23 protein-coding genes and 2 pseudogenes are annotated in these 24,849 nt (G+C 50.2%); 12 read left to right on the top strand and 13 right to left on the bottom strand.

Features of this window, described 5'->3' with window-relative positions; all coding sequences use genetic code 11:
- The first annotated feature begins 39 nt into the window (after window positions 1–39).
- From ABGB15_RS15715 to ABGB15_RS15695, 5 genes are all read left to right on the top strand, one after another.
- Entirely contained in the window at window positions 40–3,489 is a 3,450-nt protein-coding gene (locus ABGB15_RS15715) for a host specificity protein J (protein WP_369064209.1), read from the top strand.
- Window positions 3,489–3,791: a hypothetical protein gene (locus ABGB15_RS15710; protein WP_369064208.1), complete on the top strand. Its 303-nt coding sequence runs from the start codon at window positions 3,489–3,491 to the stop codon at window positions 3,789–3,791. Before ABGB15_RS15715 ends, ABGB15_RS15710 begins: the two co-directional genes overlap by 1 nt.
- The gene (locus ABGB15_RS15705) at window positions 3,791–4,459 is read left to right on the top strand and encodes a hypothetical protein (RefSeq protein ID WP_369064207.1); all 669 of its coding nucleotides are present in this window, start codon (window positions 3,791–3,793) and stop codon (window positions 4,457–4,459) included. The genes ABGB15_RS15710 and ABGB15_RS15705 overlap by 1 nt, the downstream gene beginning before the upstream one ends.
- Before the next feature lie 112 nt (window positions 4,460–4,571).
- Window positions 4,572–4,805: a cor protein gene (locus ABGB15_RS15700; RefSeq protein ID WP_369064206.1), complete on the top strand. Its 234-nt coding sequence runs from the start codon at window positions 4,572–4,574 to the stop codon at window positions 4,803–4,805.
- 59 nt (window positions 4,806–4,864) lie between these two features.
- A complete protein-coding gene (locus ABGB15_RS15695) occupies window positions 4,865–6,124 on the top strand; it encodes a pyocin knob domain-containing protein (protein WP_369064205.1) in 1,260 nt (419 codons plus the stop codon).
- Here the strand turns inward: ABGB15_RS15695 and ABGB15_RS15690 are convergent.
- Window positions 6,090–6,503: a hypothetical protein gene (locus ABGB15_RS15690; protein ID WP_369064204.1), complete on the bottom strand. Its 414-nt coding sequence runs from the start codon at window positions 6,501–6,503 to the stop codon at window positions 6,090–6,092. The genes ABGB15_RS15695 and ABGB15_RS15690 overlap by 35 nt on opposite strands.
- Before the next feature lie 28 nt (window positions 6,504–6,531).
- Between ABGB15_RS15690 and ABGB15_RS15685 the strand changes: the two are divergent.
- Window positions 6,532–6,630 (top strand): annotated as a pseudogene (locus ABGB15_RS15685) (helix-turn-helix domain-containing protein); the annotation flags it as partial.
- Between the two features lie 149 nt (window positions 6,631–6,779).
- On the opposite strand, the gene ABGB15_RS15680 reads toward ABGB15_RS15685, so the two are convergent.
- The 12 genes and pseudogenes from ABGB15_RS15680 to ABGB15_RS15625 all read right to left on the bottom strand — a co-directional run bounded on the left by ABGB15_RS15680 (window position 6,780) and on the right by ABGB15_RS15625 (window position 16,553).
- Window positions 6,780–7,052, bottom strand: coding sequence for a colicin immunity domain-containing protein (locus tag ABGB15_RS15680; protein ID WP_215722903.1), 273 nt, complete (start codon window positions 7,050–7,052; stop codon window positions 6,780–6,782).
- A complete protein-coding gene (locus tag ABGB15_RS15675) occupies window positions 7,049–9,022 on the bottom strand; it encodes a colicin-like bacteriocin tRNase domain-containing protein (protein WP_369064203.1) in 1,974 nt (657 codons plus the stop codon). The genes ABGB15_RS15680 and ABGB15_RS15675 overlap by 4 nt, the downstream gene beginning before the upstream one ends.
- An 801-nt stretch (window positions 9,023–9,823) precedes the next feature.
- Window positions 9,824–10,273, bottom strand: a complete 450-nt coding sequence (locus tag ABGB15_RS15670; protein WP_215722901.1) for an SgcJ/EcaC family oxidoreductase — start codon at window positions 10,271–10,273, stop codon at window positions 9,824–9,826.
- A 681-nt stretch (window positions 10,274–10,954) separates the two neighbouring features.
- On the bottom strand, window positions 10,955–11,125 hold the full coding sequence (locus ABGB15_RS15665; RefSeq protein WP_369064277.1) for a helix-turn-helix transcriptional regulator: 171 nt from the start codon (window positions 11,123–11,125) through the stop codon (window positions 10,955–10,957).
- Between the two features lie 394 nt (window positions 11,126–11,519).
- Entirely contained in the window at window positions 11,520–11,927 is a 408-nt protein-coding gene (locus ABGB15_RS15660; protein ID WP_369064202.1) for a hypothetical protein, read from the bottom strand.
- The gene (locus ABGB15_RS15655) at window positions 11,924–12,493 is read right to left on the bottom strand and encodes a Panacea domain-containing protein (protein ID WP_243569730.1); all 570 of its coding nucleotides are present in this window, start codon (window positions 12,491–12,493) and stop codon (window positions 11,924–11,926) included. Before ABGB15_RS15655 ends, ABGB15_RS15660 begins: the two co-directional genes overlap by 4 nt.
- Before the next feature lie 260 nt (window positions 12,494–12,753).
- Window positions 12,754–13,001: pseudogene (locus tag ABGB15_RS15650) on the bottom strand (helix-turn-helix transcriptional regulator).
- A 509-nt stretch (window positions 13,002–13,510) separates the two neighbouring features.
- Window positions 13,511–13,960 carry a Shiga toxin A subunit gene (locus tag ABGB15_RS15645; RefSeq protein WP_225903460.1) on the bottom strand — a complete coding sequence of 150 codons (450 nt, stop codon included), beginning with the start codon at window positions 13,958–13,960 and terminating at the stop codon, window positions 13,511–13,513.
- Window positions 13,957–14,325 carry a tlde1 domain-containing protein gene (locus ABGB15_RS15640; protein WP_215722782.1) on the bottom strand — a complete coding sequence of 123 codons (369 nt, stop codon included), beginning with the start codon at window positions 14,323–14,325 and terminating at the stop codon, window positions 13,957–13,959. Before ABGB15_RS15640 ends, ABGB15_RS15645 begins: the two co-directional genes overlap by 4 nt.
- Before the next feature lie 11 nt (window positions 14,326–14,336).
- Window positions 14,337–14,828: a type VI secretion system tube protein TssD gene (tssD, locus tag ABGB15_RS15635; RefSeq protein WP_215722783.1), complete on the bottom strand. Its 492-nt coding sequence runs from the start codon at window positions 14,826–14,828 to the stop codon at window positions 14,337–14,339.
- Between the two features lie 122 nt (window positions 14,829–14,950).
- The gene (locus ABGB15_RS15630; protein WP_215722784.1) at window positions 14,951–15,820 is read right to left on the bottom strand and encodes an EAL domain-containing protein; all 870 of its coding nucleotides are present in this window, start codon (window positions 15,818–15,820) and stop codon (window positions 14,951–14,953) included.
- Window positions 15,821–16,115: 295 nt separating this feature from the next.
- The gene (locus tag ABGB15_RS15625; protein WP_152083746.1) at window positions 16,116–16,553 is read right to left on the bottom strand and encodes a winged helix-turn-helix domain-containing protein; all 438 of its coding nucleotides are present in this window, start codon (window positions 16,551–16,553) and stop codon (window positions 16,116–16,118) included.
- A gap of 476 nt (window positions 16,554–17,029) precedes the next feature.
- Between ABGB15_RS15625 and ABGB15_RS15620 the strand changes: the two genes are divergently transcribed.
- The 6 genes from ABGB15_RS15620 to ABGB15_RS15595 all read left to right on the top strand — a co-directional run bounded on the left by ABGB15_RS15620 (window position 17,030) and on the right by ABGB15_RS15595 (window position 24,837).
- Window positions 17,030–17,806, top strand: coding sequence for a transcriptional regulator (locus ABGB15_RS15620; RefSeq protein ID WP_369064201.1), 777 nt, complete (start codon window positions 17,030–17,032; stop codon window positions 17,804–17,806).
- Entirely contained in the window at window positions 17,799–18,260 is a 462-nt protein-coding gene (locus ABGB15_RS15615; protein WP_152083748.1) for a hypothetical protein, read from the top strand. The genes ABGB15_RS15620 and ABGB15_RS15615 overlap by 8 nt, the downstream gene beginning before the upstream one ends.
- 272 nt (window positions 18,261–18,532) lie before the next feature.
- Window positions 18,533–19,612: a YncE family protein gene (locus tag ABGB15_RS15610; protein ID WP_152083749.1), complete on the top strand. Its 1,080-nt coding sequence runs from the start codon at window positions 18,533–18,535 to the stop codon at window positions 19,610–19,612.
- A 52-nt stretch (window positions 19,613–19,664) separates the two neighbouring features.
- Window positions 19,665–21,842: a TonB-dependent siderophore receptor gene (locus tag ABGB15_RS15605; protein ID WP_152083750.1), complete on the top strand. Its 2,178-nt coding sequence runs from the start codon at window positions 19,665–19,667 to the stop codon at window positions 21,840–21,842.
- A gap of 104 nt (window positions 21,843–21,946) precedes the next feature.
- Window positions 21,947–23,332 carry a phenylalanine transporter gene (gene pheP / locus ABGB15_RS15600; RefSeq protein WP_215722785.1) on the top strand — a complete coding sequence of 462 codons (1,386 nt, stop codon included), beginning with the start codon at window positions 21,947–21,949 and terminating at the stop codon, window positions 23,330–23,332.
- Window positions 23,333–23,601: 269 nt separating this feature from the next.
- On the top strand, window positions 23,602–24,837 hold the full coding sequence (locus tag ABGB15_RS15595) for an MFS transporter (protein WP_152083752.1): 1,236 nt from the start codon (window positions 23,602–23,604) through the stop codon (window positions 24,835–24,837).
- The last annotated feature ends 12 nt before the right edge of the window (window positions 24,838–24,849 follow it).

The following is a 24,849-nucleotide window of genomic DNA, read 5'->3' as shown; positions in this document are numbered from 1 at the left end:
ATCAGGCCACCTCCGGGTGGCTTTTTTTATGGGCGCGCTATGGCTACAGAATCCCTTATTAAAGGCCGCAAGGGCGGCGGATCCAGTTCACGAACTCCTACCGAACAGCCTGATGATCTGCAATCTGTAGCGAAGGCAAAAATCCTTCTCGCGCTGGGCGAGGGAGAATTTGGCGGGCAGTTAACCGGCAGGGACATTTATCTTGACGGTACCGCACTGGAGAACGAAGACGGATCGCAGAACTTCAGCGGTGTGGCGTGGGAATTTCGATCCGGCACACAGGCGCAGAAATACATCCAGGGGATCCCCGGTACTGAAAACGAAATCAGCGTGGGTACCGAAGTATCAAGTGTGACGGCCTGGACGCATACCTTCACAAACACGCAACTGTCAGCAGCACGTCTGCGCCTGAAATGGCCCTCACTGTTTAAACAGGAGGATGACGGCGATCTGGTCGGGTACTCACTTCAGTATGCGATAGACCTGCAGACCGACGGCGGTACGTGGAAAACGGTACTGACGACAAGTGTGACGGGGAAAACTACCTCAGGCTACGAGCGCAGCCACCGTATCAATTTTCCGGCGGCGGCCAGCACCTGGACAGTTCGTCTACGTAAAATTACTGCTGATGCGAACAGCGCCAAAATTGGCGACACGATGATGCTACAGAGCTACACCGAGGTGATTGATGCCAAGCTGCGCTATCCGAATACGGCCCTGCTCTACATCGAATTTGATTCGAGCCAGTTCAACGGCTCAATCCCGCAGATTTCCTGCGAACCGCGCGGGCGTGTCATTCGCGTGCCAGATGTTTATGATCCGGAGACGCGCACATACAGTGGCACCTGGACGGGCGTGTTTAAGTGGGCCTGGACAGATAACCCGGCATGGATTTTTTACGATCTGATTGTGTCAGACCGCTTCGGGCTGGGTAACCGGCTGACGGCGGAAAATATCGATAAATGGTCACTGTACCAGGTCGCGCAGTATTGTGATCAACTGGTTCCCGACGGCAAGGGCGGGGACGGTATGGAGCCTCGTTATATCTGCAATGTGTATGTCCAGGATAGAAATGATGCGTACACAGTGCTGCGTGACTTCGCTGCGATTTTCAGGGGGATGACCTACTGGGGCGGTGACCAAATCGTTGCCCTGGCTGACATGCCACGGGATATTGATTACACCTATAACCGCAGCAACGTGATCGACGGCGTTTTCAATTATTCCAGCAGCACATCCAAAACCCGTTACACCAATGCGCTGGTATCCTGGTCTGATCCGGCGAATGCCTATGCCGATGCAATGGAGCCTGTATTTGAACAGGCGCTGGTGGCGAGGTATGGATTTAATCAGCTGGAAATGACAGCCATCGGCTGTACGCGCCAGTCTGAGGCGAACCGCAAAGGACGCTGGGGTATTCTTACCAACAATAAGGATCGCATTGTTGCTTTTGATGTGGGGCTTGATGGAAAGATACCCCAGCCAGGCTATGTCATCGGCATTGAAGACGAAATGCTCTCCGGGAAAAGGATGGGCGGTCGCCTCAGCGCCGTGAATGGCAGGGTTTTAACACTCGATCGTGATTCTGACGTGGCGGTCGGAAACCGACTGATCGTCAACCTGCCAGGTGGCTTGTCGCAGGGACGCACGATACAGGCCATCAACGGCAGAAAAGTGACGGTCACCACAGCATTCAGTGAAACGCCTGAGGCTGAATCTGTCTGGGTTGCTGAATCTGATGAACTTTATGTCCAGCAGTACCGGGTTATCACCGTCACTGATAATAATGACGGAACATATTCTGTTACGGGCGCATGGCACGATCCCGATAAATACCCCCGAATTGATAACGGAGCCATTATTGACCAGCGGCCGGTGAGTGTGATCCCGCCGGGTAACCAGTCGCCGCCAGCGAACATCGTGATCGGTTCGTTCTCTGTGGTTCAGCAGAATATCAGCGTTGAAACCATGCGTGTGAGCTGGGACCAGGCGCAGAACGCTATCGCCTATGAAGCACAGTGGCGACGTAACGACAGTAACTGGGTAAACGTGCCACGCAGCTCCACCACCTCCTTTGACGTGCCGGGTATTTACGCGGGGCGCTACCTGGTGCGCGTGCGTGCAATCAATGCCGCTGAAATTTCGTCCGGATGGGGCTATTCAGAAGAGAAAACGTTAACAGGCAAGGTTGGGAATCCGCCGAAGCCAGTTGGGTTTATCGCTTCTGAAAACGTGGTATTTGGCATCGAGCTGAACTGGGGATTCCCGGCAAATACAGACGATACGCTGAAGACGGAAATTCAGTACAGCCTGACGGGTACTGAGGACGATGCGATGTTGCTGGCCGATGTGCCTTACCCGCAGCGCAAATATCAGCAGATGGGACTTAAAGCGGGGCAGATATTCTGGTATCGCGCACAGCTGGTGGACCGAACGGGCAATGAATCAGGTTACACCGACTGGGTGCGCGGCCAGGCCAGTATCGATGTGTCTGACATCACCGATGTTATTCTGGAAGATATCAAAGAGTCGGATACGTTTAAGGACCTGATCGAAAGTGCTGTAGACAGTAATGAAAAAATTGCTGGCATGGCAGACGACATCAGGCAGAACGCAGACGAACTGGAGCAACAGGCACAGGCCATTCAGGAAAATGCCGACGGGCTGGCGCAGGCAGAGGTGAAGATCGACGAGATTTCCGTTTCGATGGACGGCATGACCGGCGGTGTTAAAAACTCCTTGATTGCCGTTATCCAGAACAGCCTGGCGCAGGTCACCAGCCGCCGCTCACAGACGGCGACAAATAACGGGAACAGCGCCAGCATTGATCGTATCGATACCACTATTGCTGATGCGAGCCAGGCCGTAGCCCGCGCACTGGTGACGCTGGATGCGTCAGCCGGTGGCAACATCTCCAACTCCACCGATCTCTCCGAAACCCTTGCTGACTTCACGCAGGCATCGGCGACGAAGATAAACTCACTCACTGTAACTGTGAACGGCCAGACCGCAGCCATTAACCAGACCGCGCAGGCTGTCGCAGATGTGAACGGCAACCTCAGCGCAATGTACGGCATTAAAGTGGCCGTGGATGCCAACGGGCATCAGTATGCCGCCGGTATGGGGATCGGTGTGGAGAATACACCATCGGGCATGCAGTCCCAGGTGCTTTTCCTTGCTGACCGCTTCGCGGTTATGGCTCAGGCAGGTGGAACAGTCACGCTCCCGTTCGTTATTCAGAACGGGCAGACTTTCATCAATGACGCCTTTTTCCGGGATGCGAGTATTCAGTTCGGTAAAATCACTGATTCACTGCAGTCCAATAACTATGTTGCAGGCAGTGCTGGCTGGCGATGGGGTAAAGACGGAACGATGCAGAACTACGGAAGTGACAGTGCCGGAGGCATGAAGCAGACAAACGTCACTATAAGCATTCGGGACGCAAACAGGCTCCGTGTCCAGATTGGGAAAATAACGGGAGTATTTTGATGGTGTGGGGTATTCAGACGTGGGATGCCAGCGGCATACCAAATAACTACGGCATAAAGCCTGTCTCCGTTGTGGGGCGCATTCAACTCTCTGAAGGACAAACCTCAGGAAGCTGGTCATTCACCATTCCCTTTGGAATGAAAGTCGGGTTTGCTGTCTCTCTTGATAAGGGGGCGGTATCGGTGGGCCGGCGAATCGTTGCAAGCGGTAACACCATAACTCTCAGCGCCGCGAGCACAACAGGAGTGGGGAATTACCCGGCATCTGAATGCGAGCTGGTAGTTTTTGTGGAGAACGCATAATGGCTGATTACGGCGCGCTGATTTCTCTGGACAGCGGGAACCCTTTTATCACACCAACTTCAACACCGTTCTGCCTGTACCGAAAGGAAACGGTAAACTCGGTAAATACAGGAGGAGATTATCAGGGCGCATCTGTGGATATTCCCATCGATGCAAGTTATCCGGCGATAGTGTTTTGTAAAACGTCGAAAGCGGCAACTGTGGGAGCCACTCGGGTGGGTAATGTTATCAGAGTGGGATCAAGCAGTCCTGCCGGGAATGTCCATACACTCACGGCGTATGTTTTTGCAATATTCCCCCAGACTCTGCCAGCATGGGGAATGGCGATATGGGACGAGGACGGAAAACTTGTACTCACCAATGAAAGCAGGGTGCTAAGTGATTTGGTCACTGTGGGAACACCGGGGAGTAGCGGAGGGATCAACATAGACCAGACGTTAACTGGCTCTTATGCAATTGTTCCTGCGATACTCGGCTCCACGCTGTTTCAGGTGATGGTCCAGGGGCAGCCGGTGATAGTTAACGTAACTGCTTACGCAGGGGCATCATATAACGGCACAACGACCCGGATATCTGCGGTGGGAAGCCAGAACGGACAGGGAAGTCCGGTAGGCGGAACGAATACCGGAATGGCTATAACGGCCATCAATACCGCAGTCTATGACTAATTGATCGTTTTGAGCGATCAATATCTATTAATTGATCTATCAAATCAATTATACCCATCACATTCGTGCTGGTATCGTCTAAGTACCTGAATTCCTCTGGATACTATCAAAAATGAAAAAGCTAATTATCTGCATGGCTGGCGCTTTAATGCTGTCTGGTTGCGCAGGCGTACTCGAAAAACAGGAACCTGTTTGTAGCGGAACAGCTATCGTTGGTGGTCAGGAAAACATCGTTCAGATTTACGGAGTTCGTAAACAAAATAACCAGACGCAGTACCGGGCCGGTTATCCCTTTAACTGGCGCTGGGTAAGTGCGAATACATTCACCGGCACCACCTGTAAATAATCCATCACTTTCGAATATAAACCTCGCTCCGGCGGGGTTTTTTGTTGCCTGGAGAAAATATGCTTTATAACACTGGCACCATCGCTATTAACGGAAACACCGCCACCGGAACCGGCACGAACTGGACGGCACCCGCCAGCCAGGTTCGCGCTGGCCAGACGATTATCGTCATGTCTGACCCGGTGCAGATGTTTCAGATTTCATCTGTGAACAGCGGCACGTCTCTGACGGTTACCCCTGCCGCGTCACCGGCACTGAGCGGCCAGAAGTACGGCATTCTGGTATCTGACAATATTTCTGTCGACGGGCTGGCACAGGCCATTTCTCAGCTCATCAACGAGTATGACGAGAATATTGGCGCATGGGAGGCTTTCGCTACAACCTCAGCAAACCAGAACATCACCGTTACCATCAACGGCACCCCTGTAACCATTCCTGGCATCGGTAAATTACTGCAGAAAGGGAGTAACGGTGCGCTCACTGTTGCTGAAGGCGGAACCGGTGCAACAACCAAAGAAGATGCTCGCACAAACCTCGGTTTGGGAAGTGCTGCCACCCGGAATGCTTACAGCACTTCCGGCGATCTCCTTTCTGTAGGTGATTTTGGTATCGGTACAGAGTCACCACCTAATCCGTCAGCGAGTGACGCCAACAATGCTCTGACGACAGGAATTTACTACGCAAATGGCGGCTCAGCTGTAAACTACTTCAGTGGCTACACTGCTCTGTTAACGCTGTCCCGGTTACCAACAAATAAATCTCAAATACAGGTGAATGCATCAGGAACTATCGGGGCAAGGGCATATGGAGGCTCATGGTCAGCATGGGTGACTCATTACAATACACTGAACACAACAAAGGCATCAGATGGAACGCTCAAAGCAGCGTCACCCGTTGCCCGGATAGTGAACTCTCCCACTGACAACGAGCGCAGCGATGTTGATGAAGAGGGTTATACGTGGTGTGGGTGTGGCACGGCGAACGCAGAAGCAGAGGGGATTTCAATTTCGCGGCTTGACGTCGGTGTGTACGTTCTGACTGGTTCGGCAGGTCTGGCGTCTGAGGGGTGGCAGCTATTACCGCCAATGGACCCTGGCGGCATGGGTGAGCTGGGAGTTGTTGAAGCGGAGCAAACTGAAAGCGGCGGACTGACTATCCGCCTGTTTAAGCGAAAATACCTCCTGAGCGATGATGGTCAGCTCATCAAAACGAAAGGGGAACCGATGGACGTGCCGGTGAACAGCTGGATCGATGTTCGCCTGGATATGCCATCCGATTCTCTGTTTAACCAGCGGATGAATCAGGAACTTCAGCCATAGCTTTACGCTGATTCCAGAGACTGTCCTGCGGCATCTGAACACGTACAGAGACAAATTGATCAGAAGGGATGTCTATCGAATCACCATCGTTTATACCCTGCAGTTCGTTTCTGGCGAATTCTGGCGCGGCAGGATGCGTGCGGTGATAGGTTTTTACCAGAATAGAACCATCGGCGTTAACTTCATAATCCAGCCAGATGAGCGGCTGCTTGTTACGATCGGTTGGTATCTCAAATCCCCCGTCAATCCCACCCCAGATAGCGTCAGAGTTCAGTCCACAGCACCCCTCAATCAGGTACTGTCCTGGCGCAATACGTAGAACGGTACATCCTTCTGATTCGTCGTTAGTCTCACTGTCTCCATCCGAAAATACTTTCACAATGGGAGACGCTCGCTTAATGAAACCGTTGGCGAACGGCGTGGACAGAAAGCAGGTTGCGATAATTTATGATGTGGCTGTTTGCACTTTGTATAAAAAGTTTCCAGCGGAAAACCGATATCTGTAATATGTGGTTTTTGAAATTATCGTGTCGAAGTTTACCGGGGATACTGGGCTGGTACCGGACATTAACGGCTCTGAGCAACCGGAGTAAGACGATTACGAAAAAACGCCATCCTGAAGGATGGCGCAAAGAACATACTCAAAGAATACTTATCAGAGGAATTTAAATTTTTTCAATGCTACTTCCGCTTCTTTCTTCAGAGTGTTTTCGTCAATTTCAATGGATGAACGTTCAGGATCAGATGTGTATCGCTCAGCCAGATCGAAAATTTCGTATAAACACTCACTAACCTCCTTGCTATCCTTTGCTAGCGTCCCTGAATTTCCCTCATCTCTCCATAACTTAAAAAACTGGGATTCAAAATCATCAGGAGACACCTTGGATAACACTAAATCTTTCGTCAAATCAATTAATTTAACACTCATTTCAAGTTCCCCGTTTTAATGTAAACCTCGTATTGCGGTGTCCCTACAGTTAAATGCCATCCGGATATAAAATCACCATTTTGCTTCAAAATAACAACGTTGTTGGTTTTTGGATTAAAGAATACTTTTGATTCTTTTTCATGAAGATAGGTTCCTTTCTCCACTGTTCTTTTATCCGCTAGGTGCGCTTCTATTGCATCCCTGAATTTAGTCAATGTTGCGCGATTTTTCTTCGTGTCGTTCACACCAAAATCATTAGCATGCTTGAGGTATTTTCTATCCAGTTGCTTACGAGTAAATCGCCCCGAATCCAGCGGGTCATTCAGCATAACATAGACCGGTTCCACGCCAGTACCTGCTGCATCTGGTCGCCAGTAGATAAAGTCCCGCAGTCCGCCAGCATCCACAGCCGGAGTTGTGGTCGTCACCAGCGTTTCCACTGGTTTTATCTCTGTTCCGGTATGAACTGGCGTCACTGGTACAGGTTTCTGATTACCGGTATTTGATGGTTTAGACGGAGCCGGTGCCGGATTCACCAGAATGGTTCGTGCTGGTGCACCTGCTACTGATGGTACCGTGATTTTATCCAGCCCGGTGGCAGCATCACGCACCGCATTCAGCACCGGTACTGCTGCCGGGATGCTGCTGTTCCCTGTTTTCAGCAACTGCAGCGCCCGTTGCCCGTTACTGATGATCAGTTGTCCGCGCACCGGCAGGTTCACGCTTTTCACACCCGGTTCAATTTTCACACCCTGACCCGCGATATGCTGCGCGTTAAGCGCAAACATGGCTTCCAGGTCACGGCCTGGCACTCTGTCGCTGCCTTCACCGGCCTTGGGGCTGTGAAATATGGCAGAAATCACATACCCGCCGGGGGCGGCTTTCCCCAGAGTCTTCACGCTGGAAAGTATGGTGTTCAGAATGCTTTTTTCTGCCGCACCGGAAAGCGTCAGGCTCCCTGCACCTGCCAGCGCCATCTGCAGAGTACCCGGACTCTGGTTCAGCACCATTGCACCGGGTGCTTTCATGGCACTGTTCGCACCTGTCACCATTTGTGGTGTGTATACTGGTGCCGGTTTCACTCCGGCTTTTGCAAACAGGGCTTCCCGCTCAGCCTTCGCTCTGGCTTCTGCCTCGGCTTTCGCCTTAGCCTCTGCGGCTGCTTTGGCTTTTGCAGCATCATCAGCTTTTGCCCTTGCCTGATTTTCAGCTGTCTGACGCAGCTTCAGAGGGCCCGCTGGCAGGCCTACCACCATCGCAAAATACAGCGGCTGCAGCCCGCTTCCCTGTGGAAAGACGACAATGCAGTCAGTGGTGTTAGCTCCGACCGTAAAGCCAGCAGGATGCAGACCGCTGGCTTTTGATTCGGCCCGAGTAAATCGCGGCTCTCCACGCGGGGCATTAGCGCTGAAGCTGAACGTATAGGGACTCATCGGGCCCGGAAGGTGTCCGACGGTATAACTCCTGCCGACAGCCCTGGCCTTAATCACCGGCAGGTTGTGCGAGCTGGAACCGGAACCGGTAGCGCAGATATACTGAACTCCGTCATGCACATCGTCCTGAATGCGGGTATGTACCGGAACTTTGGCCGGCAAACGGCCCGAAGACAAATTCGTATTGCTCACTGTCTGAGCGGGGAAATATACAAATATCGGGTCCCGTGCTGCCTTAGGGTTCCACGGGTAGCCCACGGCGGGCTTCAGCTTCCAGATGTCGGCACTCATTAGCGCTCTGTTCGTTGCGACTGACTTCACCTGATTTATCGCGGACTGCACGTTAGCCGGCACTCCGGCCGGCAGCGCCTCTGTGTAGCCGTCCTCAGCGGGCAGCCAGCCGTTGCCGGTATTAGGGTCAAAATCCGGGTTTATCCCGATGCTCTCTCCGGCACCGGGTTGTCCCCAGTCCGGTCGGTTTCCCCACACTACCAGAGTATCACCTGGGTCAGCGGGTGCGTTTTTCCCATCAGACATATAAACTCCTTGTTTTCTTTTGAAAAAAAGAACATTACTGTTAATCCGTACAGCAGTTTACAAGGATATTAGAGCAGGGATTTAATGTCAACGTAATGATAATTATTATCACTTATAGCTGTGAGAGACATAGCACCCCGGAGATGACGCGACAGTGCTGAGTGTGATATTCACAAAGATAAGGAGACTTATTCTGCTACAGTGAGTCCGGTGGAGTGGATTGCTGGCGGTGGAGATTATTAAAATTTGCCTGGTGGACATAAAAGTTACCGCTGGTCCATTTTTCGCTATGGACCAGCAGTTCCGCTAAATGTGGGAATAACAGGACGTACTTGTTAGCAGGCGGAAAAAACACCCCTGCATGCACGGGGCTGAAGGGGGGAAGGAATATCAAACTGTTGTATGGACAACATGCGCAACTGAACATCGCGTCATACAGGCATTTAACCTAAACCATGGAATGTAAATGGTTATGCAATGAGATATAAAAAACCACCGCCGCCCGCCATATGCAAGTGTGGGAGAGGACTGACTGGCGAACTCGCACTGGGCCGACTGCAGCAAGAGAGTCGGGCTGAATCGGCGGAATATGCCCGAAGTTATCACCTGAGCAATGGTTGCAGGCGGGACATTATTTTTCAACAATACATAAAGGTAGCTGACGGGAGCGTTTTATCATGCCAGGAAGAACAGAAACAACCCCCTGTTTTCAGCTCTCACTCCACGTCTTGCCACCTTTTCATATTCAATATTTCTTATGGAAATATTTATGTTACTAAACCGGAATTATCATATCGATAATTAACTTTCAGGCATGGCTGAAGAATGGTGTGAGGAAATTTTCCAGTCTTTACCATCCCAGGCGTAGGTGAAAGTATAGCGCGCCGTGACAGTTGATTTATCTGCAAAAGTAAAGGTATATACTCCTGTATCAATTGCTTTATTACATCCAAGGCGGATAGTACGACTGTCAATTTTTCCGCTTGGTTTTTTCTTTAAGAAATGTTCAAAATAATCCACACGTTCCGCATCTGTGAGACGAACATGGTTGGATACCGTTGGTAACAGAACAGCATCACTAAGGTAATTATCAGAAACGGTTTTTGCATCACCTGTCTTTAATGATGCATTCCATCTATCGAATAAACCTTCTATTTGTGTTTTATCAGCATGAGTGCAGTTAATTTGCTCCTGAGCAAAGGCATTTACAGATAATAATGAAAGCGCCACTGCGATACTAAGTTTTTTCATATGGAAAGTCCTATCATCATAAAATAAATTTTAAATTAGCGTAATGGATAAAATATTATCCTGACAGCTTAGTTGTTACTCATGAAGAATAACCTAAAGCCAAAATATCACATGCTATTAAACGAATCCTCAACAGTCAGTCAGGATTAATCAATGACTTGAAATTTGATCATGATCAATAAATAATTGTTATGGACTAACAAGTTTGAAAGAGTAGGCTGTTTAAATATTTTTCGCAGAATAGTTTAATTCTTGCATAAGTTTTGTTGCTTATAGATGTACTAAAGCGTTAAACACTTGTGAAATTGCCTGAAAACAGCATTACAGGAACCAGCTTCGTAAAGAAAACCGCCGCCCATCGTATGCAAGAACGGGCAGCGGCTGGTACCCCGGTGTTCATACCAGGCTACCGAGGAATAGTGTACATAAGGTGCAGTTCACTGTCTCTTTTCTGGATGTGCTTGGCTTTCCATTCAGAATAATCTCTTAGTAACCATCTTGAACTTCTACCCAGCTTTATTGGCGCAGGGAACTCATTCCTCTTTATCTGTGAATAGAAGTATTTTGCTGTGAACCCCGAATCATTAGTTATGTACTTCAGGTCAATGAATGATTCATCGTTCAGTTCTGTGCGTACTTTTTGAGGCATTTCTATTCTCCTGTCCTAACGGTCAATGTAACTTAGCTTCCTGTTTCATCGATTTTCTCTGCGATCCACTTTTCCACATCAGAGGAAGGCCACCGGGCGCTTCTCCCTATCTTTATCGGTCTCGGAAACTTTCCTTTGCGCATCCACTCGTAAATTGTTGGTTTTTTGAAGCCAGTAGCAAAACAAACCTGTTCAATTCTCATCAAAGTAGTGTCCAATTGGTAATCTCCTTTCTCAGTGTTGTGTGTGAAGATGGAAAATCAGGAAATTAAAGTCGTTCCCAATAAATGGGTTACTTAGCCTTCAACTATGGCGATTTCAGGCCTGACAAATGCGCAATCTAATTGCACGGGAGAAATCTTGGAAGCGTGGAAGGGAACATCGACACGTTTCGGTGATTGCAAGCCGAAAAATAACCGTCTGCTATATATAACTGACTAAAGGTAGATAATAATTTCGAGCACTGGAAACAAGCAAAACCATGAACAAGAGGCTTACCAGATAAATGGATTATTCATGCATTGTGCTGAAAGACTTTTATGGATTAAATATGTTATGCGAATAATGTCGTATGTGACAAATAAGGCTCGCGAGGCGTTAAACGCAGTATGCCCTATAGAATTTTAATATCTTAGGATTTGTAAAATCGGATGTTTCAAAACCGCTTAAAACACGCTGAAGCACTCCCTCATCCATATCAGCGTGAGGAGTAAGTTCTCCGCTTTGTTCACGTGATATCACGTTTGGCACTTTCCATACGATAGCGTCTTCATAGTAAACGTAGCTGTCATGGAAAACAAAAGGATGTTCTCCTGCATGAAGAATACATGCAGGATCACAGTAAGCGGGTGGGGGATAAACTGAAGAAATGTTTACTACCAGAATACAGTCGCAACCATGTATCGGGTAGTGAACCGGATCATTACAGATAATATGTAAATGATCGCTGCCGCCAACAGGTGCTAGAACCGTGCCTTTCCTGTAAGGGGCATATTGTTGCGTCATGCCAGTTGCCTACTGAACTGTTTGAGTGCATCTCTTTCACGCATATGGCGAATAAGCTCATCAGCTTCTGATTCGCTTTTTCCTCCAGCCATAAGAATATCCTTCGGACTAATCGGAACTGATGAACCATGTGGGTTCTGCCACTCAGCGCAAACTCGATGAGTAAGATCGCAAAGCTCGAATCTTTTGTATTGACCATACTCGTCAAAAATTTTATCGAGAATGCGTTTGTTTGCCTTGCTAAGCTCATCAAAAGCATCATCGTCATCGAGCCCGTTAACTCGCTTTTTGAGTGATACTTCAAAATTTGCTTCGCCAGCTATCCAGTCGTCCCAGGGTGATTCCTCCTCTGGGCTTCCAGATTTCAACAGATCGTATGTCCTCGATAGGACAGGTCCGTTGTTCATTGATACGGCACGATCACCAGTCATGGAGTCGCCGTAAGTGATCATGTATTCCCTGTCAGCCAGGTACAGCAACTTCATGAGCTTGATGTATGCCATGCGCCCACCGCGTTTTAGCAGCAGATAGCCAGCCATTTGCGCTGTTTTGCTTTCGCTATACATACTCAACCTCCAGAGTAAACACAGTGTTTACCGTATAGGTAGCTTACTCAAATTTGATGAGTTAAGCAAAGCGAATAGATATGAGTAAGCATGAAAAGCAATGAATGTAAAACATATAAATAACACTTCCTTGTATCAGTGCTAGCAGAACTTGCTTGCCTGATTGTTGATGTACTTTGCTCGATACCAGACATCTCGCATGCATTAAGTTCTAGAGGACATACTCTACTACGAGTAGGAGTTACAAGGCCATGGCGGCACTAAAGGAGCGTGCTTACTGGACGATGAGTGCACTGTTGTTTTGACGGCTTTTTCCTTGGTATTCCTCCTGACTTGTTACCTGCCGCTCATCCAGCTAGCGTTCAACTTCTTCAGCGTTCCATACGCAGCGCCCATTAGTAATGTTCCAACGCTTCGGAAACTCCCACTTCTTTTCCAGTCTATAGATAGTGCTCAGTGACAAAGGCACTATTGTCAGAAGTTCTTTCTTCCCAACTGCTCGTTTCATTTTTCCTCCCCAGTTGTACCAAAGTCGCTATATGGAACAACTTTTTCGACTTCTAGTTGTTCCTCTTTTGGAATATAAAATTGTTAAAATTCAAATAGATACTGGTTTTGGAACAACTGGAACGACTGGAACAACGTTTTCTGTATATATATGCGTGTTTTTGTTTGCGAGTTGCACCAGCATGAGCTATTTCATCGCTCAAATTTTTGTTTGCTAATGTTGTAATTCAGTACAGATTTCCGTGATGGTTCTTGGTGCTGTACTCATGCAAACGAATGAGGGGGTGCTTTAGGGGGTATGTATAATTATTGAATGAGATAATTTCTTTGTGTGTCAATGCGTTGATTAATAATATCGAATCCTACAGGGGTGCCATCTTTATATTTTCTAACGTACCGCAAAGCCTGCTAAATCCAGCTAATACGTGCTTTTCAACTGAGGGTATGTCTCTGGCGGTGGAAGAGGAAAGGTGAATCAGGCCCGCTACAGCACAATGCGGGCTTCAGTTGCTAGAATTCTCGCGATAAGGTCAGATACCCGTTGAACCGTACCGAGCATTCATTATCATTTGTAAAAGCTGACGAAATGAATTCATCAAGTTTGCCGTTTTTATCCGTAAACGTGTATTTTGCTGTTACAGTCAGTACATGGTTGTCGTGATAAATACGGTAGTAATCGCGCTCTGAAAGTCTTATATCAGCTGGTTTTTTTAAGTCAGCCTTACTGTCAGCAATCGCAAGTTTTCGGGCAAATACATCAGATACTGGCGCAATACTCAGCACTTCAACGGCGGTCTTATCGTGCTGGATTGTGGTCAGGTCAATACCCAGATCATTCTTTATGCTGGTAAGGAGCATCCCTTCGACATAATGCCCAGGTGCTGCACACTCGCTATCCGGAACTGCTGCTATTACACATACTGGCATGAAGATAATAGCCAGTGCATATGTGCGGATCATCGAACAACCTCCAGCAATGCACCTGTATCCTTACTTACAAGCAGGCGAGTCGAATGACTCATAATGATACAACCTTCTGAGGCAAATCCGGTAATACCAACACGCTTATCACCGTGCATTCGGAAGGTATGCATATCGCGTGCGTAGGTATTTCCACTAATATGTTTCAGGGTAATAGTCAGCGGCCCTTTGCTGGTGCCAGAGCTGCTAATTTTCCATGTTCCGCGCGGGATTGGCCCCATACCTCGCACGTGCTCGCGGTCAGGGTTATTTTTATTGGTAAGAACGCCGGAGTAACCTGTTTCAACGAGTTTTCCATTTTTGAACAGTTCACCGGTGCTTTGTTTATAAAGCCATTTAGCCATTAGTGATCTCCTTATGCGGTTTTACGTTCTTTCCAGCTGTCAGCGTGTTGAATATTACCATCGACATAATTCCAGGTGATTTTTTCGTAACGCAGGCCAACGTGTTCAATATGGCCATGCTTTTCAAAATCCGGGTCTTTAGTATCAAACATAACTGGCACGATGTGGCATACCTTCACGTTCTCCAGCATGATATTGAAATATTCTTCTTCCATGCCGTTATTGTTGATGCGGTAGTATCGGAAGATAGCTTTTGCCAGTGTGCGGCCAGTCGTCAGGGCGCGGTATAAAAGCGGGGAGGATGGGTCAATTTCTTTTTCGAAAGTATGTGCCTCGTGCTGGCGCGTTCCGGTAGCAGCGCCGGTCATGTCATCGGTGGGGATAAATACATCGTGCTGCATCCCCACCAGCTCAATGCTTCCCTCTCGTCCAGTAATATCAACTCCTCCTTTCAGTAGCTTTTCGTCTTCCTCGTAAAGCCATAGATAAACGGGTATTGCCATCCTGGTAACTCCTTGTTACTCCCTGAAATTTAATTAACCATACCGCGCAATAATTTTTGTAAATGTAATATTTTATTGGCATGGATTAATCATGATTCGCGTCATTGATAAACAGGCATGATTCATTCATAAACCGAAAAGTCTCTGCGAAATACATCCCCTGTTTTCCCGGTCACCTTTCTGACCAGTTCGGCAATCTCCACGGGTCGGCAGAAGTAGTACCCTTGCAAAAAATCACACTTTTTTAAGCGCAGGTAGTCAGCCTGAGCCTGTGTTTCGACACCTTCTGCAATGATCCTGAGATGCATTTTTTTCGCCAGTTCGATAAGGCTATCCACCAGGCGGGTATCGCCACTACCGTCGATCTGGCGGATAAACAGTTTGTCTATTTTAATGAACTCTGGCTCCAGCGCGTGAATGTATGACAGGTTCGAATATCCCGTGCCGAAGTCATCCAGCGCAATCGCGATGCCGGAATTTCGTAACGTCGCAAACCACTCGCTCAGTTGAGGAGTGAAATGCAGCGGGTGCCTTTCGGTGATTTCTATAACGAGCCGCACGTGGCTTGCGGAGAGCCTGTGTAAAAGCTCAACGGAATCGGTTTTAAAACGAAGATCGAGGCAGTTATGGGGGCTAAGGTTAAGACAAATATAGAGCCCGTCCGGGAAGAGATGACATCGGTGCTGTAGATCGGCAATGACCTGCTGAATAAGATGATGGGTTAGCGGAGCGATAAGATTATGTTCCTCCGCAAGAGGGATGAAAATATCAGGGGAGACGCAGCCATAGCGTGGGTGTTTCCACCTGGCGAGCACTTCAATTCCGGCCATTTTGCCCGACTGACTGTCGAAAAAAGGCTGATAGACCGGCACGATCTGACGCTGATGAATGGCCGCGCTCAATGTTTTTACCGGCGAGTGGCGAAAAAAACGGGCCAGCAGTGCGCGAAAGCGTGAGAGCCGCGCAGGGTTAGGTTTGTTAACGCTGTTCATTGTGAGCCTTTACCGTGCGGGCAACCGCAGAGCAGTGATCAGAATTTAACCCAGTCGCCGCGCTCTTTACCAGGTTAAAGCCGGTGTCGACATGCGAGACAGATCCGTTAATCCGGTTTCGATCGCTTTCGCGGACCGGGCACTCCGCTGTGCAAGAGTACGTACGAACGCCTGCATGGGCGGCTTCAACGGCGGCATTCTGCGAAGCCGCTAATTAACGAGAAAAAAATGTTTACAGACTGGAAAGGAAAAAAGCCCTTCGCGTCACTGCTCAGGGCAAATACCTGGGCTGACATCAATCACTCAGGTTAATTTCTGCGCCGTTATTATTGCAAAGAGTGTGGAGCTCACTCATTTTGTAGTAAATAGGGGTGACATTCTGGTAATTTATTATGTAACCACGGCCTCTGACGTTTTTAATAAAATCCGCCGGTAATCCCAGCAACCTGATTTTATTGTTCAGATTATTCAGAACTTGCCATAATCGCTGTGTCGATGGGCTGAGGTTATTCTCCTCCCAGATTTTCTCAAATAACTCTTCCTTAGAGACAGGGTTTTCCCTGCCATGCTTCAGAAGATAAAGGAATAGCTTCAGCATCGTTTCATTAAAATAGATCGAAACAAATGTGATGTTTTTATCGCTGCGACAACCTGTAAGGCGATAAATCCTGCGGTTAAGGATGTCGAAGTGAATACCATCACCGATCATAAATCCATATAGACGATAATCCATATCATTCCTGCTTGCGTATGATTAAATTAGTCTTATACCTCTGCATTTATGCCTTTCTATAACCCCTATTTTTTATATGGGAGATTATAAGGCCGCAAAGAGGGGTTTCCAATACACACCCCTATGCGCTATAGCGAAGGGGGAGCGTGATAATCATTTGTGGTGTTCTTTTTTTCATAAATGGTATTCTTGGAGTTAATGACTTAATTTATCTGTTTTGTAGTATTTTATGCTAAAAACATGTCTCTATCAAAATGCTCAAAATTTAATTTCAAATTTTTGCTAAAAATTGGCATTAAATGTTGGACTGGTGTGGCACTCCTCGCATCATTGTTGTCCGATATATCGCATTACAATAAATGTGAGCGACCAAAGAGAGGAGTGAATTAAAATGATTTATCCTGAATCAGCTTTTTTTACCTCTGAAGGGCACGGATGAACAGGCTTTGTCCCTATATGTAGCCCCCGGTTGTGCTATGACGAATACTTATCTGATCAATGAAACCCTCCTTTTTGAACCTGAGATGCGCCGCCTGGGGCCGCTGAAGGGTTATCCTGAACGGTCGATCGCTCTGCATGGCCCCGTCAGTGAATGCCTTCTGCAACTTCTTGAAAACAATGACAGGATACTGAGCCAGCGTTTTTTATTTGCCGCCATATGGGAGAAGCACGGAACCGTTGTCACCACGAATGCGCTGTATCAGACCATTGCCTCTGTACGTAAGGCATTGAAAACCGCCGGATTAGCGGAAGATGTGATTAAGACTTTTCCAAAGGAGGGCTTTAAATCAACTGCGGTGCTGCGTGTCGGAAAACGGGACGATTTTCTCACGTCAGACAATTCACCCTCTGCTATCGAAAATACAGGAATATCAGCTAAAACGGTGGTTTCTCATTCAATAAAACACAAAACCACGCTCGCGTATTGGCTGGCAGGCGGAATGTTTATTCTATCCTGTTCAATCTTCTGGTATGAATTTAATCACAGAGTCCCTGTTTTTGAACATTACCAGAAAGTGGGGAAGATTGGCGGGTGTGAGGTGTTTTCCTCATGGCACAATATTGATAAAAGCCGCAGTACGTTTGAAACACTGACGAGCCGATATCCTGTTCAATGTACTGCCGGGATGTTTGCTTATTTAAGTCTTAATATTGCTCAGCATGGTATGTCGGTGATTGTCTGCGATCGCAATCCAAAAGCAAGTGCAGCGAATTGCCGGTCAATTTTTTACAGGCAACACTATAATGAATAAACCATTAATACACGGGGCTTTGATCGCGTTTGGTATTATTGCACCTTTACTGGGTGCCTGGTCCGTTCACGAACGGCGGGATAATTTTAGCTGTCAGATTCAGGCTGTTATTGTGGATGAAAATAGCGCTATTGATGTGAGTATGAATTATACGTTGAGGAATGGCAGAGGAATTTATGAGTCATCAGGGGAATACCGGGAAAAAGGGAAACCTCCGGAGGCGATCAGCAACAAAATTACCTTCAACTACTGGAATGAATCAGACAAGGTGATCATGGTTTCGAATGAGACAAATGCATTGCCGAAAAAGCCGCAGGCTTTCAGAGACCATACGCCAGATTTCTTTCATCGGCGCGATCGCGGTATCAGCCTGAAAATACTTCCCGCCAATGACAACAGCTATCTCTTCCTCTATGACGGCTTGCCCGTTTTCTTCTGCTCTAAAAGTGAGTAAGTGATGCAGTTTCCAGCCCCTTTCAATGTCCTTGGGTTACGTCTTTTTACACTTGATTATATAAAGATAATGAGTATAGTTCTCATTCTCTTTAGTGTTTGCGGGCGTTGACGGACTCATCCCGCATCAATAGTGAGCAGATCTCACACGGAACACTGAGTACAACGGTGGAATCTGCTCTGGCCTTACAGCCTGCCAACACAATCATAATCGCAGCCCTATGCGACGCAGATCCCCGCCTGACTCTCTTTAAACGGTAAAGGATGTTCCTGATGACCAAAAAATTGTCCGCGCTGGCACTGCTCGTTGCTGCTTCGCTTTCCGGCTGTGCTGCACAGCACACGACAGCACCTGCGCCAGAAGCCCAGAAAACCGTGACGGCTCCGGCTGAGACGGGTGTGATCAAACGCGATCTTGCCGATGGCCTGTACGAAATGGTGCTCAACCAGAAAGGCGATGCGCTGTTTGTTGCCAGCGCGGAAGGCTTCAAGGACGTGCAGGGTGGGGTGGTCTACAAACTTGATCCCGCCACGCTGAAAACCACGGGCCGCAGCCATACCGACCTGAAAAACTTCGCAATGACGATCTCCCCTGACGGGCAGACCGTTTATGTGACTAACTCGCTGGACGGCGGTATCAGCGCCATTAACACCGCAGACGGTAAAGTCAAAAAGCGCCTGATGTTTACCGAGCGTAACGAAGAAGGGTTCCCGTTTGGCGCGCGTGAAATTCTGCTGCATGAAGGCACGCTGTATGTCGGCGGCGTGGGCGATCCAGGCGTGATTTGGGTTGTTGATGCCGAAACCCTGAAACTGAAAAAAACCATCAAAAATGCCGGTCAGTGGGTCACCGGGCTGCTGTGGTCTGAACAGACGGATCGTCTGTATGCGGCCAACGGCGGCGGCGAGATCCTCGTTATCAACCCGCACACTAATAAAATTGAAAAACGCTGGAAACCGCTGGGCGACAAGCCTGCGCTGCTCCTGAACCTGGCGGAAGATAAGGCCACAGGACGTCTGTTCGTCACCGATAACTCTAAAGCCAAAACCACGCTGGTGTTGAATATTCACACGGGCGAAGTGATCAAACAACTTGATGTAGGCGATTCGCTGGCGGTGAAATTTAATGCCAAACGCAATGAGCTGTACATCACCCAGCGCGAGAGCGGCAAGCTGCTGAGCCTGGACGCCACCACCTATGCCGTGAAGCATACCTGGGATCTGCCACCGAATCCGAACAGCCTGCTGCTGTCGGCCGATGGTCAGACGCTCTACGTCACCGTTAAGCAGGCGTTCAATAAAGACAACTCCACTAACGGCCCGGACAGCGTCGTTCGCATCTCTCTTAAATAAATTCTAAGGCCCGGTTACGGGCCATTTTGCGTGTACTTTTAATGAGTTACTTATGAACAACACCACAATGCACAAAACGCTGCTGGCGCTTGCCATTGCTGCGGCTACGCACTCCGCCTTTGCGGCGGAGGCTAAAAAAGAGGACACCATTGTTGTCCAGTCTGCTCCCGCCAGCGATTTCAAACCCGGCGGTGACCAGCTGGTGCCAGCCTTTCTTGACGGGCAGGTAGCCAACGGCGGACGCATGGGAATGCTCGGCCAGCAGAATGCCATGGACGTTCCGTTCAATATCATCAGCTACACCTCGAAACTGGTGGAAGATCAGCAGGCGAAAACCATTGCTGATGTCGTCGCTAACGACGCGGGCGTGCAGTACGTCCAGGGTTACGGCAACAGTGCGGAAACGTTTCGTATTCGTGGCCTGAAGTTTGACGGCGACGACATGACCTTTGGCGGTCTCTCCGGCGTGTTGCCGCGCCAGGTCGTTGATGCCCAGATGGTTGACCGCATTGAGATCTTCAAAGGGGCAAACTCCCTGATGAACGGTGCAGCAAGCTCAGGCGTGGGCGGGATGATTAACCTTGAGCCAAAACATGCGGGCGCAACGCCGCAGGCGAAAGTGGGTGTGGACTACACCTCCGATTCGCAGTTTGGCACCACGCTGGATGCGGGCCGTCGCTTTGGCGACAGCGATCAGTTTGGCGCGCGCGTGAACCTGGTCCACCGTGAAGGGGAAACGCCAATCGCCAACGACCGCCGCCGCACCACGCTGCTCTCTACCGGCCTGGATTACAAGGGCGACAACTTCCGTACCTCGCTGGACTTGGGTTATCAGAAGAAAACGTTCCACGGTAGCCCGACCAGCGTCAACATTTCGGGAGTGGATTTCGTCCCCGATCCGCCGAAAAACGATCGCAACTTCTCGCAGAAATGGGCCTACAGCAATATCGAAAACGAATTCGGTATGTGGCGCAGCGAGTATGACATCACCGACAACTGGACGGCTTATACTGGCCTCGGCGCGCAGCACTCGCATGAGGAAGGGATCTACAGCGCGCCGAAGCTGGTGGATAAAAGTGGCAAGGCGACGGTCAGCCGTCTCGACACCAACCGTATCAGCGATTCCGTCAGCGGGATGGCGGGGATTCGCGGTAACTTTGATACCGGCTTCGTATCGCACAAGGTCAACGTGGGGTATTCCGCGATGACCAAAAACGAAAAAATCGCGTGGAAGATGTCGTCAGAGACCCCGACCACCAACATCTACCACAATACCGGTGTCGATATGCCGGACAGCTCTAACTTCAACGGCTTAGGCGGAAAATACAGCGATCCGCTGACCAGCGGGCGCACCCGTACCCAGGGCTGGTTGTTGAGCGACACCCTGGGCGTGCTGGACGACAAATTGCTGTTCACCGCCGGGGCGCGCCATCAGAAGGTCGTCATCCGCGGGTATGACAAAATCACCGGTGCGGAAAACGACGCAGACGGTTTCGATGGCAGCCGCTGGATGCCAACCTACGGCGTGGTCTACAAACCGTGGGAAGAAATTTCCCTGTATGCCAACCACACTGAAGCGCTGCAGCCGGGTAAAACCGCACCTAACACTGCCACCAACTACGGTCAGAGCACCGGTATCGTCCACTCTAAACAGAACGAAGTGGGCGTGAAGGCGGACTTTGGCCGTGTGGGCGGCTCGCTGGCGCTGTTCGAAATCAAAATGCCGTCGGCGATCCTCAACAGCAACGGCCACTATGGCCTGGATGCTGAGCAGCGTAACCGTGGCGTTGAGCTGAACGTCTTTGGCGAACCGATGCTGGGGATGCGCCTGAACGCCAGTGCTACCTGGCTGCAGGCGGAGCTGACCAAAACCAACAACGGTGTGAATCAGGGTAACGATGCGATTGGTATCCCGAACTTCTACGCCGTGCTGGGTGCCGAGTACGACATCAAGCCGATTGAGGGCCTGACCGCCACCGCGCGCGTGAACCACTCCGGCACACAGTATGCCGACCTGGCCAATACCAAAAAGCTCGACAGCTATACCACGCTGGACCTGGGGATGCGTTATCGCTTTGCGGTGAACCACAACGAAAACCAGATGACCCTTCGTGCGGGCATCGACAACGTGACCGATGAAAACTACTGGGCAAGCGTAGACGATTCCGGTACTTACGTCACTCAGGGCGAACCGCGTACCTTTAAGGTCTCGGTTGGCTACGAGTTCTAAGCGTTCCACCCTCGTTATCCGGGGCATGGATGCCCCAATCCCTTGCTACCACCAGCATGAAGTGTTAAAACGTGCCCCTTCTAAAAAAGAGACAGGGGTAGGACGTGAAAGACGCGTCATCCGCTTCAGGCAACGGTCGTGCTGAAGCCTCGTCGGATCAACATCCGACGCTGCAACGTGGTTTGCAAAATCGACATATTCAGTTAATTGCCCTCGGCGGCGCTATCGGTACTGGGTTGTTTCTCGGCATCGGTCCCGCCATTCAGATGGCCGGTCCGGCGGTCCTGCTGGGTTATGGCATCGCCGGGATTATCGCCTTCCTGATCATGCGCCAGCTCGGCGAGATGGTTGTCGAAGAGCCGGTTTCAGGCTCGTTTGCACACTTTGCGTATAAATACTGGGGCCCGTTCGCCGGCTTCCTTTCCGGCTGGAACTACTGGGTGATGTTCGTGCTGGTGGGGATGGCGGAGCTGACTGCCGCAGGCATCTATATGCAGTATTGGCTCCCGGATGTCCCGACGTGGATCTGGGCCGCGGCCTTCTTCATCATTATTAACGCCGTTAACCTGGTGAACGTGCGTCTGTATGGCGAAACCGAGTTCTGGTTCGCGCTCATTAAGGTACTGGCGATCATCGGGATGATTGGCTTTGGCCTGTGGCTGCTGTTCTCCGGTCACGGCGGCGAGCGCGCCACCATCGACAACCTCTGGCAGCACGGCGGTTTCCTGGCAACCGGCTGGAAGGGGCTGATCCTCTCACTGGCGGTGATTATGTTCTCCTTCGGCGGGCTGGAACTGATTGGGATCACTGCGGCTGAAGCGCGCGATCCGCATAAAAGCATCCCGAAAGCGGTCAATCAGGTGGTGTACCGTATCCTGCTGTTTTATATCGGTTCGCTGGTGGTACTGCTGGCGCTCTATCCGTGGGTGGAAGTGAAATCCGACAGCAGCCCGTTTGTGATGATTTTCCACGATCTGAACAGCAACGTGGTGGCTTCGGCGCTGAACTTCGTCATCCTGGTGGCATCGCTGTCGGTCTATAACAGTGGGGTTTACTCCAACAGCCGTATGCTGTTTGGCCTCTCCGTACAGGGCAACGCGCCGAAGTTCCTCACCCGCGTCAGCCGCCGCGGCGTGCCGGTCAATTCGCTTTTTCTCTCTGGCGCTATTACGTCGCTGGTGGTCTTGATCAACTATCTGTTGCCGAAAGAGGCCTTTGGCCTGCTGATGGCGCTGGTGGTCGCCACGCTGCTGCTGAACTGGATCATGATCTGTCTGGCGCACCTGCGCTTTCGCGCCGCTATGCGTCGCAAGGGACGTGAGACACAGTTTAAGGCGCTGCTTTATCCGGCGGGCAACTACCTCTGTATCGCTTTCCTGGGGCTGATTCTGGTGCTGATGTGTACCATGGATGAGATGCGCCTTTCAGCGATGCTGCTGCCTGTGTGGGTGGTATTCCTGTTTATCGCGTTTAAGCTCTCTCGAAGGTAAAAGCAAAACGGCAACCTGGTTGCCGTTTTTAGTGTTTGCACCCTCTCCCTGCGGGAGAGGGCCGGGGTGAGGGCACCAGACCGCACCCGCCTTCACGCCCGGTGGCGCTGCGCTTACCGGGCCTACCACGCATCTCGCAACTTCCCCAACATCTTTATCGTGACCCCCCTCCCAATTCTGTTTCGATCCACAGGATCTTTATTTTGTAATCGATTACTTTTCAATTGAACTGATTTGTAATCGATTACTTTTTGCGGGTGAGGCTTATCATGGTGTCAACTGAAAGTAGTGGAAAGGCGATAGTGCAGCACCGGCTGCTGGTTCCGCGTCTGTCGCTGATGATGTTTCTGCAGTTTTTTATCTGGGGTAGCTGGTCGGTCACGCTCGGCCTGGTGATGACCCGGCACAACATGTCTTTACTGATTGGCGATGCGTTCTCCGCCGGGCCGATCGCCTCCATTCTGTCGCCGTTTGTGCTTGGTATGCTGGTAGATCGTTTCTTTGCCTCGCAGAAGGTGATGGCGGTGATGCACCTGGCGGGCGCGGCAATTCTGTGGTTCGTGCCGGGGGCGCTGATTGCTGAAAACGGCGCGTTGCTGATCGGCCTGCTGTTTGGCTACACGCTCTGCTACATGCCGACGCTGGCGCTGACCAACAACATCGCGTTTCACAGCCTGGCAAACGTGGATAAAACCTTCCCGGTGGTGCGCGTGTTCGGCACCATCGGCTGGATCGTGGCGGGTATTTTCATCGGCGTCACCGGCGTGGCCTCAAGCGTTACCATCTTCCAGGTGGCAGCGGCCAGCTCCGTGCTGCTGGCGCTCTACAGCCTGACTCTGCCGCACACGCCCGCGCCGGCGAAAGGCTTGCCCGTTAAGGTGCGCGATCTCTTCTGTGCGGACGCCTTCGCGCTGCTTAAAACACGCCATTTCTTCGTCTTCTCCGTCTGCGCGATGCTGATCTCCGTTCCGCTCGGCACTTACTACGCCTACACCGCTTCTTATCTGGCGGATGCCGGGATTGCGGACGTCAGCACCGCCATGTCCTTCGGGCAGATGTCCGAGATCTTCTTCATGCTGGTCATTCCGCTGCTGTTCCGCCGCCTGGGCGTGAAATATATGCTGCTGATCGGCATGCTGGCATGGTTCGTGCGTTACGCCATGTTTGCGCTGGGCGTCAGCGAGGAAGGGCGGATCTTGCTGTACCTGGGCATTCTGCTGCACGGCGTCTGCTACGATTTCTTCTTTGTGGTCGGCTTTATCTACACCGACCGCGTGGCGGGTGAAAAGGTGAAAGGTCAGGCCCAGAGCATGATCGTGATGTTCACCTATGGCATCGGCATGCTGCTCGGCTCACAGATTTCCGGTGCGCTCTATAACCGCCTGGTGGCGGGGCAAACTGTGCCGCAGGCGTGGGTGACATTCTGGTGGATACCGGCGGTGGCTGCCGCGGCGATTGCACTGATTTTCCTTCTCACGTTTAAGTATGACGATGACAAGGCGTAATGTTCAGGAGGT

This window comes from Enterobacter sp. MALB-1, from assembly GCF_041021625.1.
Classification (GTDB): domain Bacteria; phylum Pseudomonadota; class Gammaproteobacteria; order Enterobacterales; family Enterobacteriaceae; genus Enterobacter; species Enterobacter oligotrophicus.
The sequence above is the reverse complement of the archived record's forward strand: the minus strand, read 5'-3'. Positions and strand labels throughout refer to the sequence as shown.

What these genes read in the sequence shown, in the direction of transcription:
- ABGB15_RS15680 (WP_215722903.1), bottom strand. Translation starts at nt 7,052, where the DNA reads ATGAGTGTTAAATTAATTGATTTGACGAAAGATTTAGTGTTATCCAAG.
- ABGB15_RS15610 (WP_152083749.1), top strand. Translation starts at nt 18,533, where the DNA reads ATGACCAAAAAATTGTCCGCGCTGGCACTGCTCGTTGCTGCTTCGCTT.
- ABGB15_RS15675 (WP_369064203.1), bottom strand. Translation starts at nt 9,022, where the DNA reads ATGTCTGATGGGAAAAACGCACCCGCTGACCCAGGTGATACTCTGGTA.
- ABGB15_RS15615 (WP_152083748.1), top strand. Translation starts at nt 17,799, where the DNA reads ATGAATAAACCATTAATACACGGGGCTTTGATCGCGTTTGGTATTATT.
- ABGB15_RS15670 (WP_215722901.1), bottom strand. Translation starts at nt 10,273, where the DNA reads ATGAAAAAACTTAGTATCGCAGTGGCGCTTTCATTATTATCTGTAAAT.
- ABGB15_RS15710 (WP_369064208.1), top strand. Translation starts at nt 3,489, where the DNA reads ATGGTGTGGGGTATTCAGACGTGGGATGCCAGCGGCATACCAAATAAC.
- ABGB15_RS15645 (WP_225903460.1), bottom strand. Translation starts at nt 13,960, where the DNA reads ATGATCCGCACATATGCACTGGCTATTATCTTCATGCCAGTATGTGTA.
- ABGB15_RS15655 (WP_243569730.1), bottom strand. Translation starts at nt 12,493, where the DNA reads ATGTATAGCGAAAGCAAAACAGCGCAAATGGCTGGCTATCTGCTGCTA.
- ABGB15_RS15640 (WP_215722782.1), bottom strand. Translation starts at nt 14,325, where the DNA reads ATGGCTAAATGGCTTTATAAACAAAGCACCGGTGAACTGTTCAAAAAT.
- ABGB15_RS15660 (WP_369064202.1), bottom strand. Translation starts at nt 11,927, where the DNA reads ATGACGCAACAATATGCCCCTTACAGGAAAGGCACGGTTCTAGCACCT.
- ABGB15_RS15705 (WP_369064207.1), top strand. Translation starts at nt 3,791, where the DNA reads ATGGCTGATTACGGCGCGCTGATTTCTCTGGACAGCGGGAACCCTTTT.
- ABGB15_RS15595 (WP_152083752.1), top strand. Translation starts at nt 23,602, where the DNA reads ATGGTGTCAACTGAAAGTAGTGGAAAGGCGATAGTGCAGCACCGGCTG.
- ABGB15_RS15630 (WP_215722784.1), bottom strand. Translation starts at nt 15,820, where the DNA reads ATGAACAGCGTTAACAAACCTAACCCTGCGCGGCTCTCACGCTTTCGC.
- tssD (WP_215722783.1), bottom strand. Translation starts at nt 14,828, where the DNA reads ATGGCAATACCCGTTTATCTATGGCTTTACGAGGAAGACGAAAAGCTA.
- ABGB15_RS15695 (WP_369064205.1), top strand. Translation starts at nt 4,865, where the DNA reads ATGCTTTATAACACTGGCACCATCGCTATTAACGGAAACACCGCCACC.
- ABGB15_RS15605 (WP_152083750.1), top strand. Translation starts at nt 19,665, where the DNA reads ATGAACAACACCACAATGCACAAAACGCTGCTGGCGCTTGCCATTGCT.
- ABGB15_RS15620 (WP_369064201.1), top strand. Translation starts at nt 17,030, where the DNA reads ATGACGAATACTTATCTGATCAATGAAACCCTCCTTTTTGAACCTGAG.
- ABGB15_RS15700 (WP_369064206.1), top strand. Translation starts at nt 4,572, where the DNA reads ATGAAAAAGCTAATTATCTGCATGGCTGGCGCTTTAATGCTGTCTGGT.
- ABGB15_RS15715 (WP_369064209.1), top strand. Translation starts at nt 40, where the DNA reads ATGGCTACAGAATCCCTTATTAAAGGCCGCAAGGGCGGCGGATCCAGT.
- ABGB15_RS15625 (WP_152083746.1), bottom strand. Translation starts at nt 16,553, where the DNA reads ATGGATTATCGTCTATATGGATTTATGATCGGTGATGGTATTCACTTC.
- ABGB15_RS15665 (WP_369064277.1), bottom strand. Translation starts at nt 11,125, where the DNA reads ATGAGAATTGAACAGGTTTGTTTTGCTACTGGCTTCAAAAAACCAACA.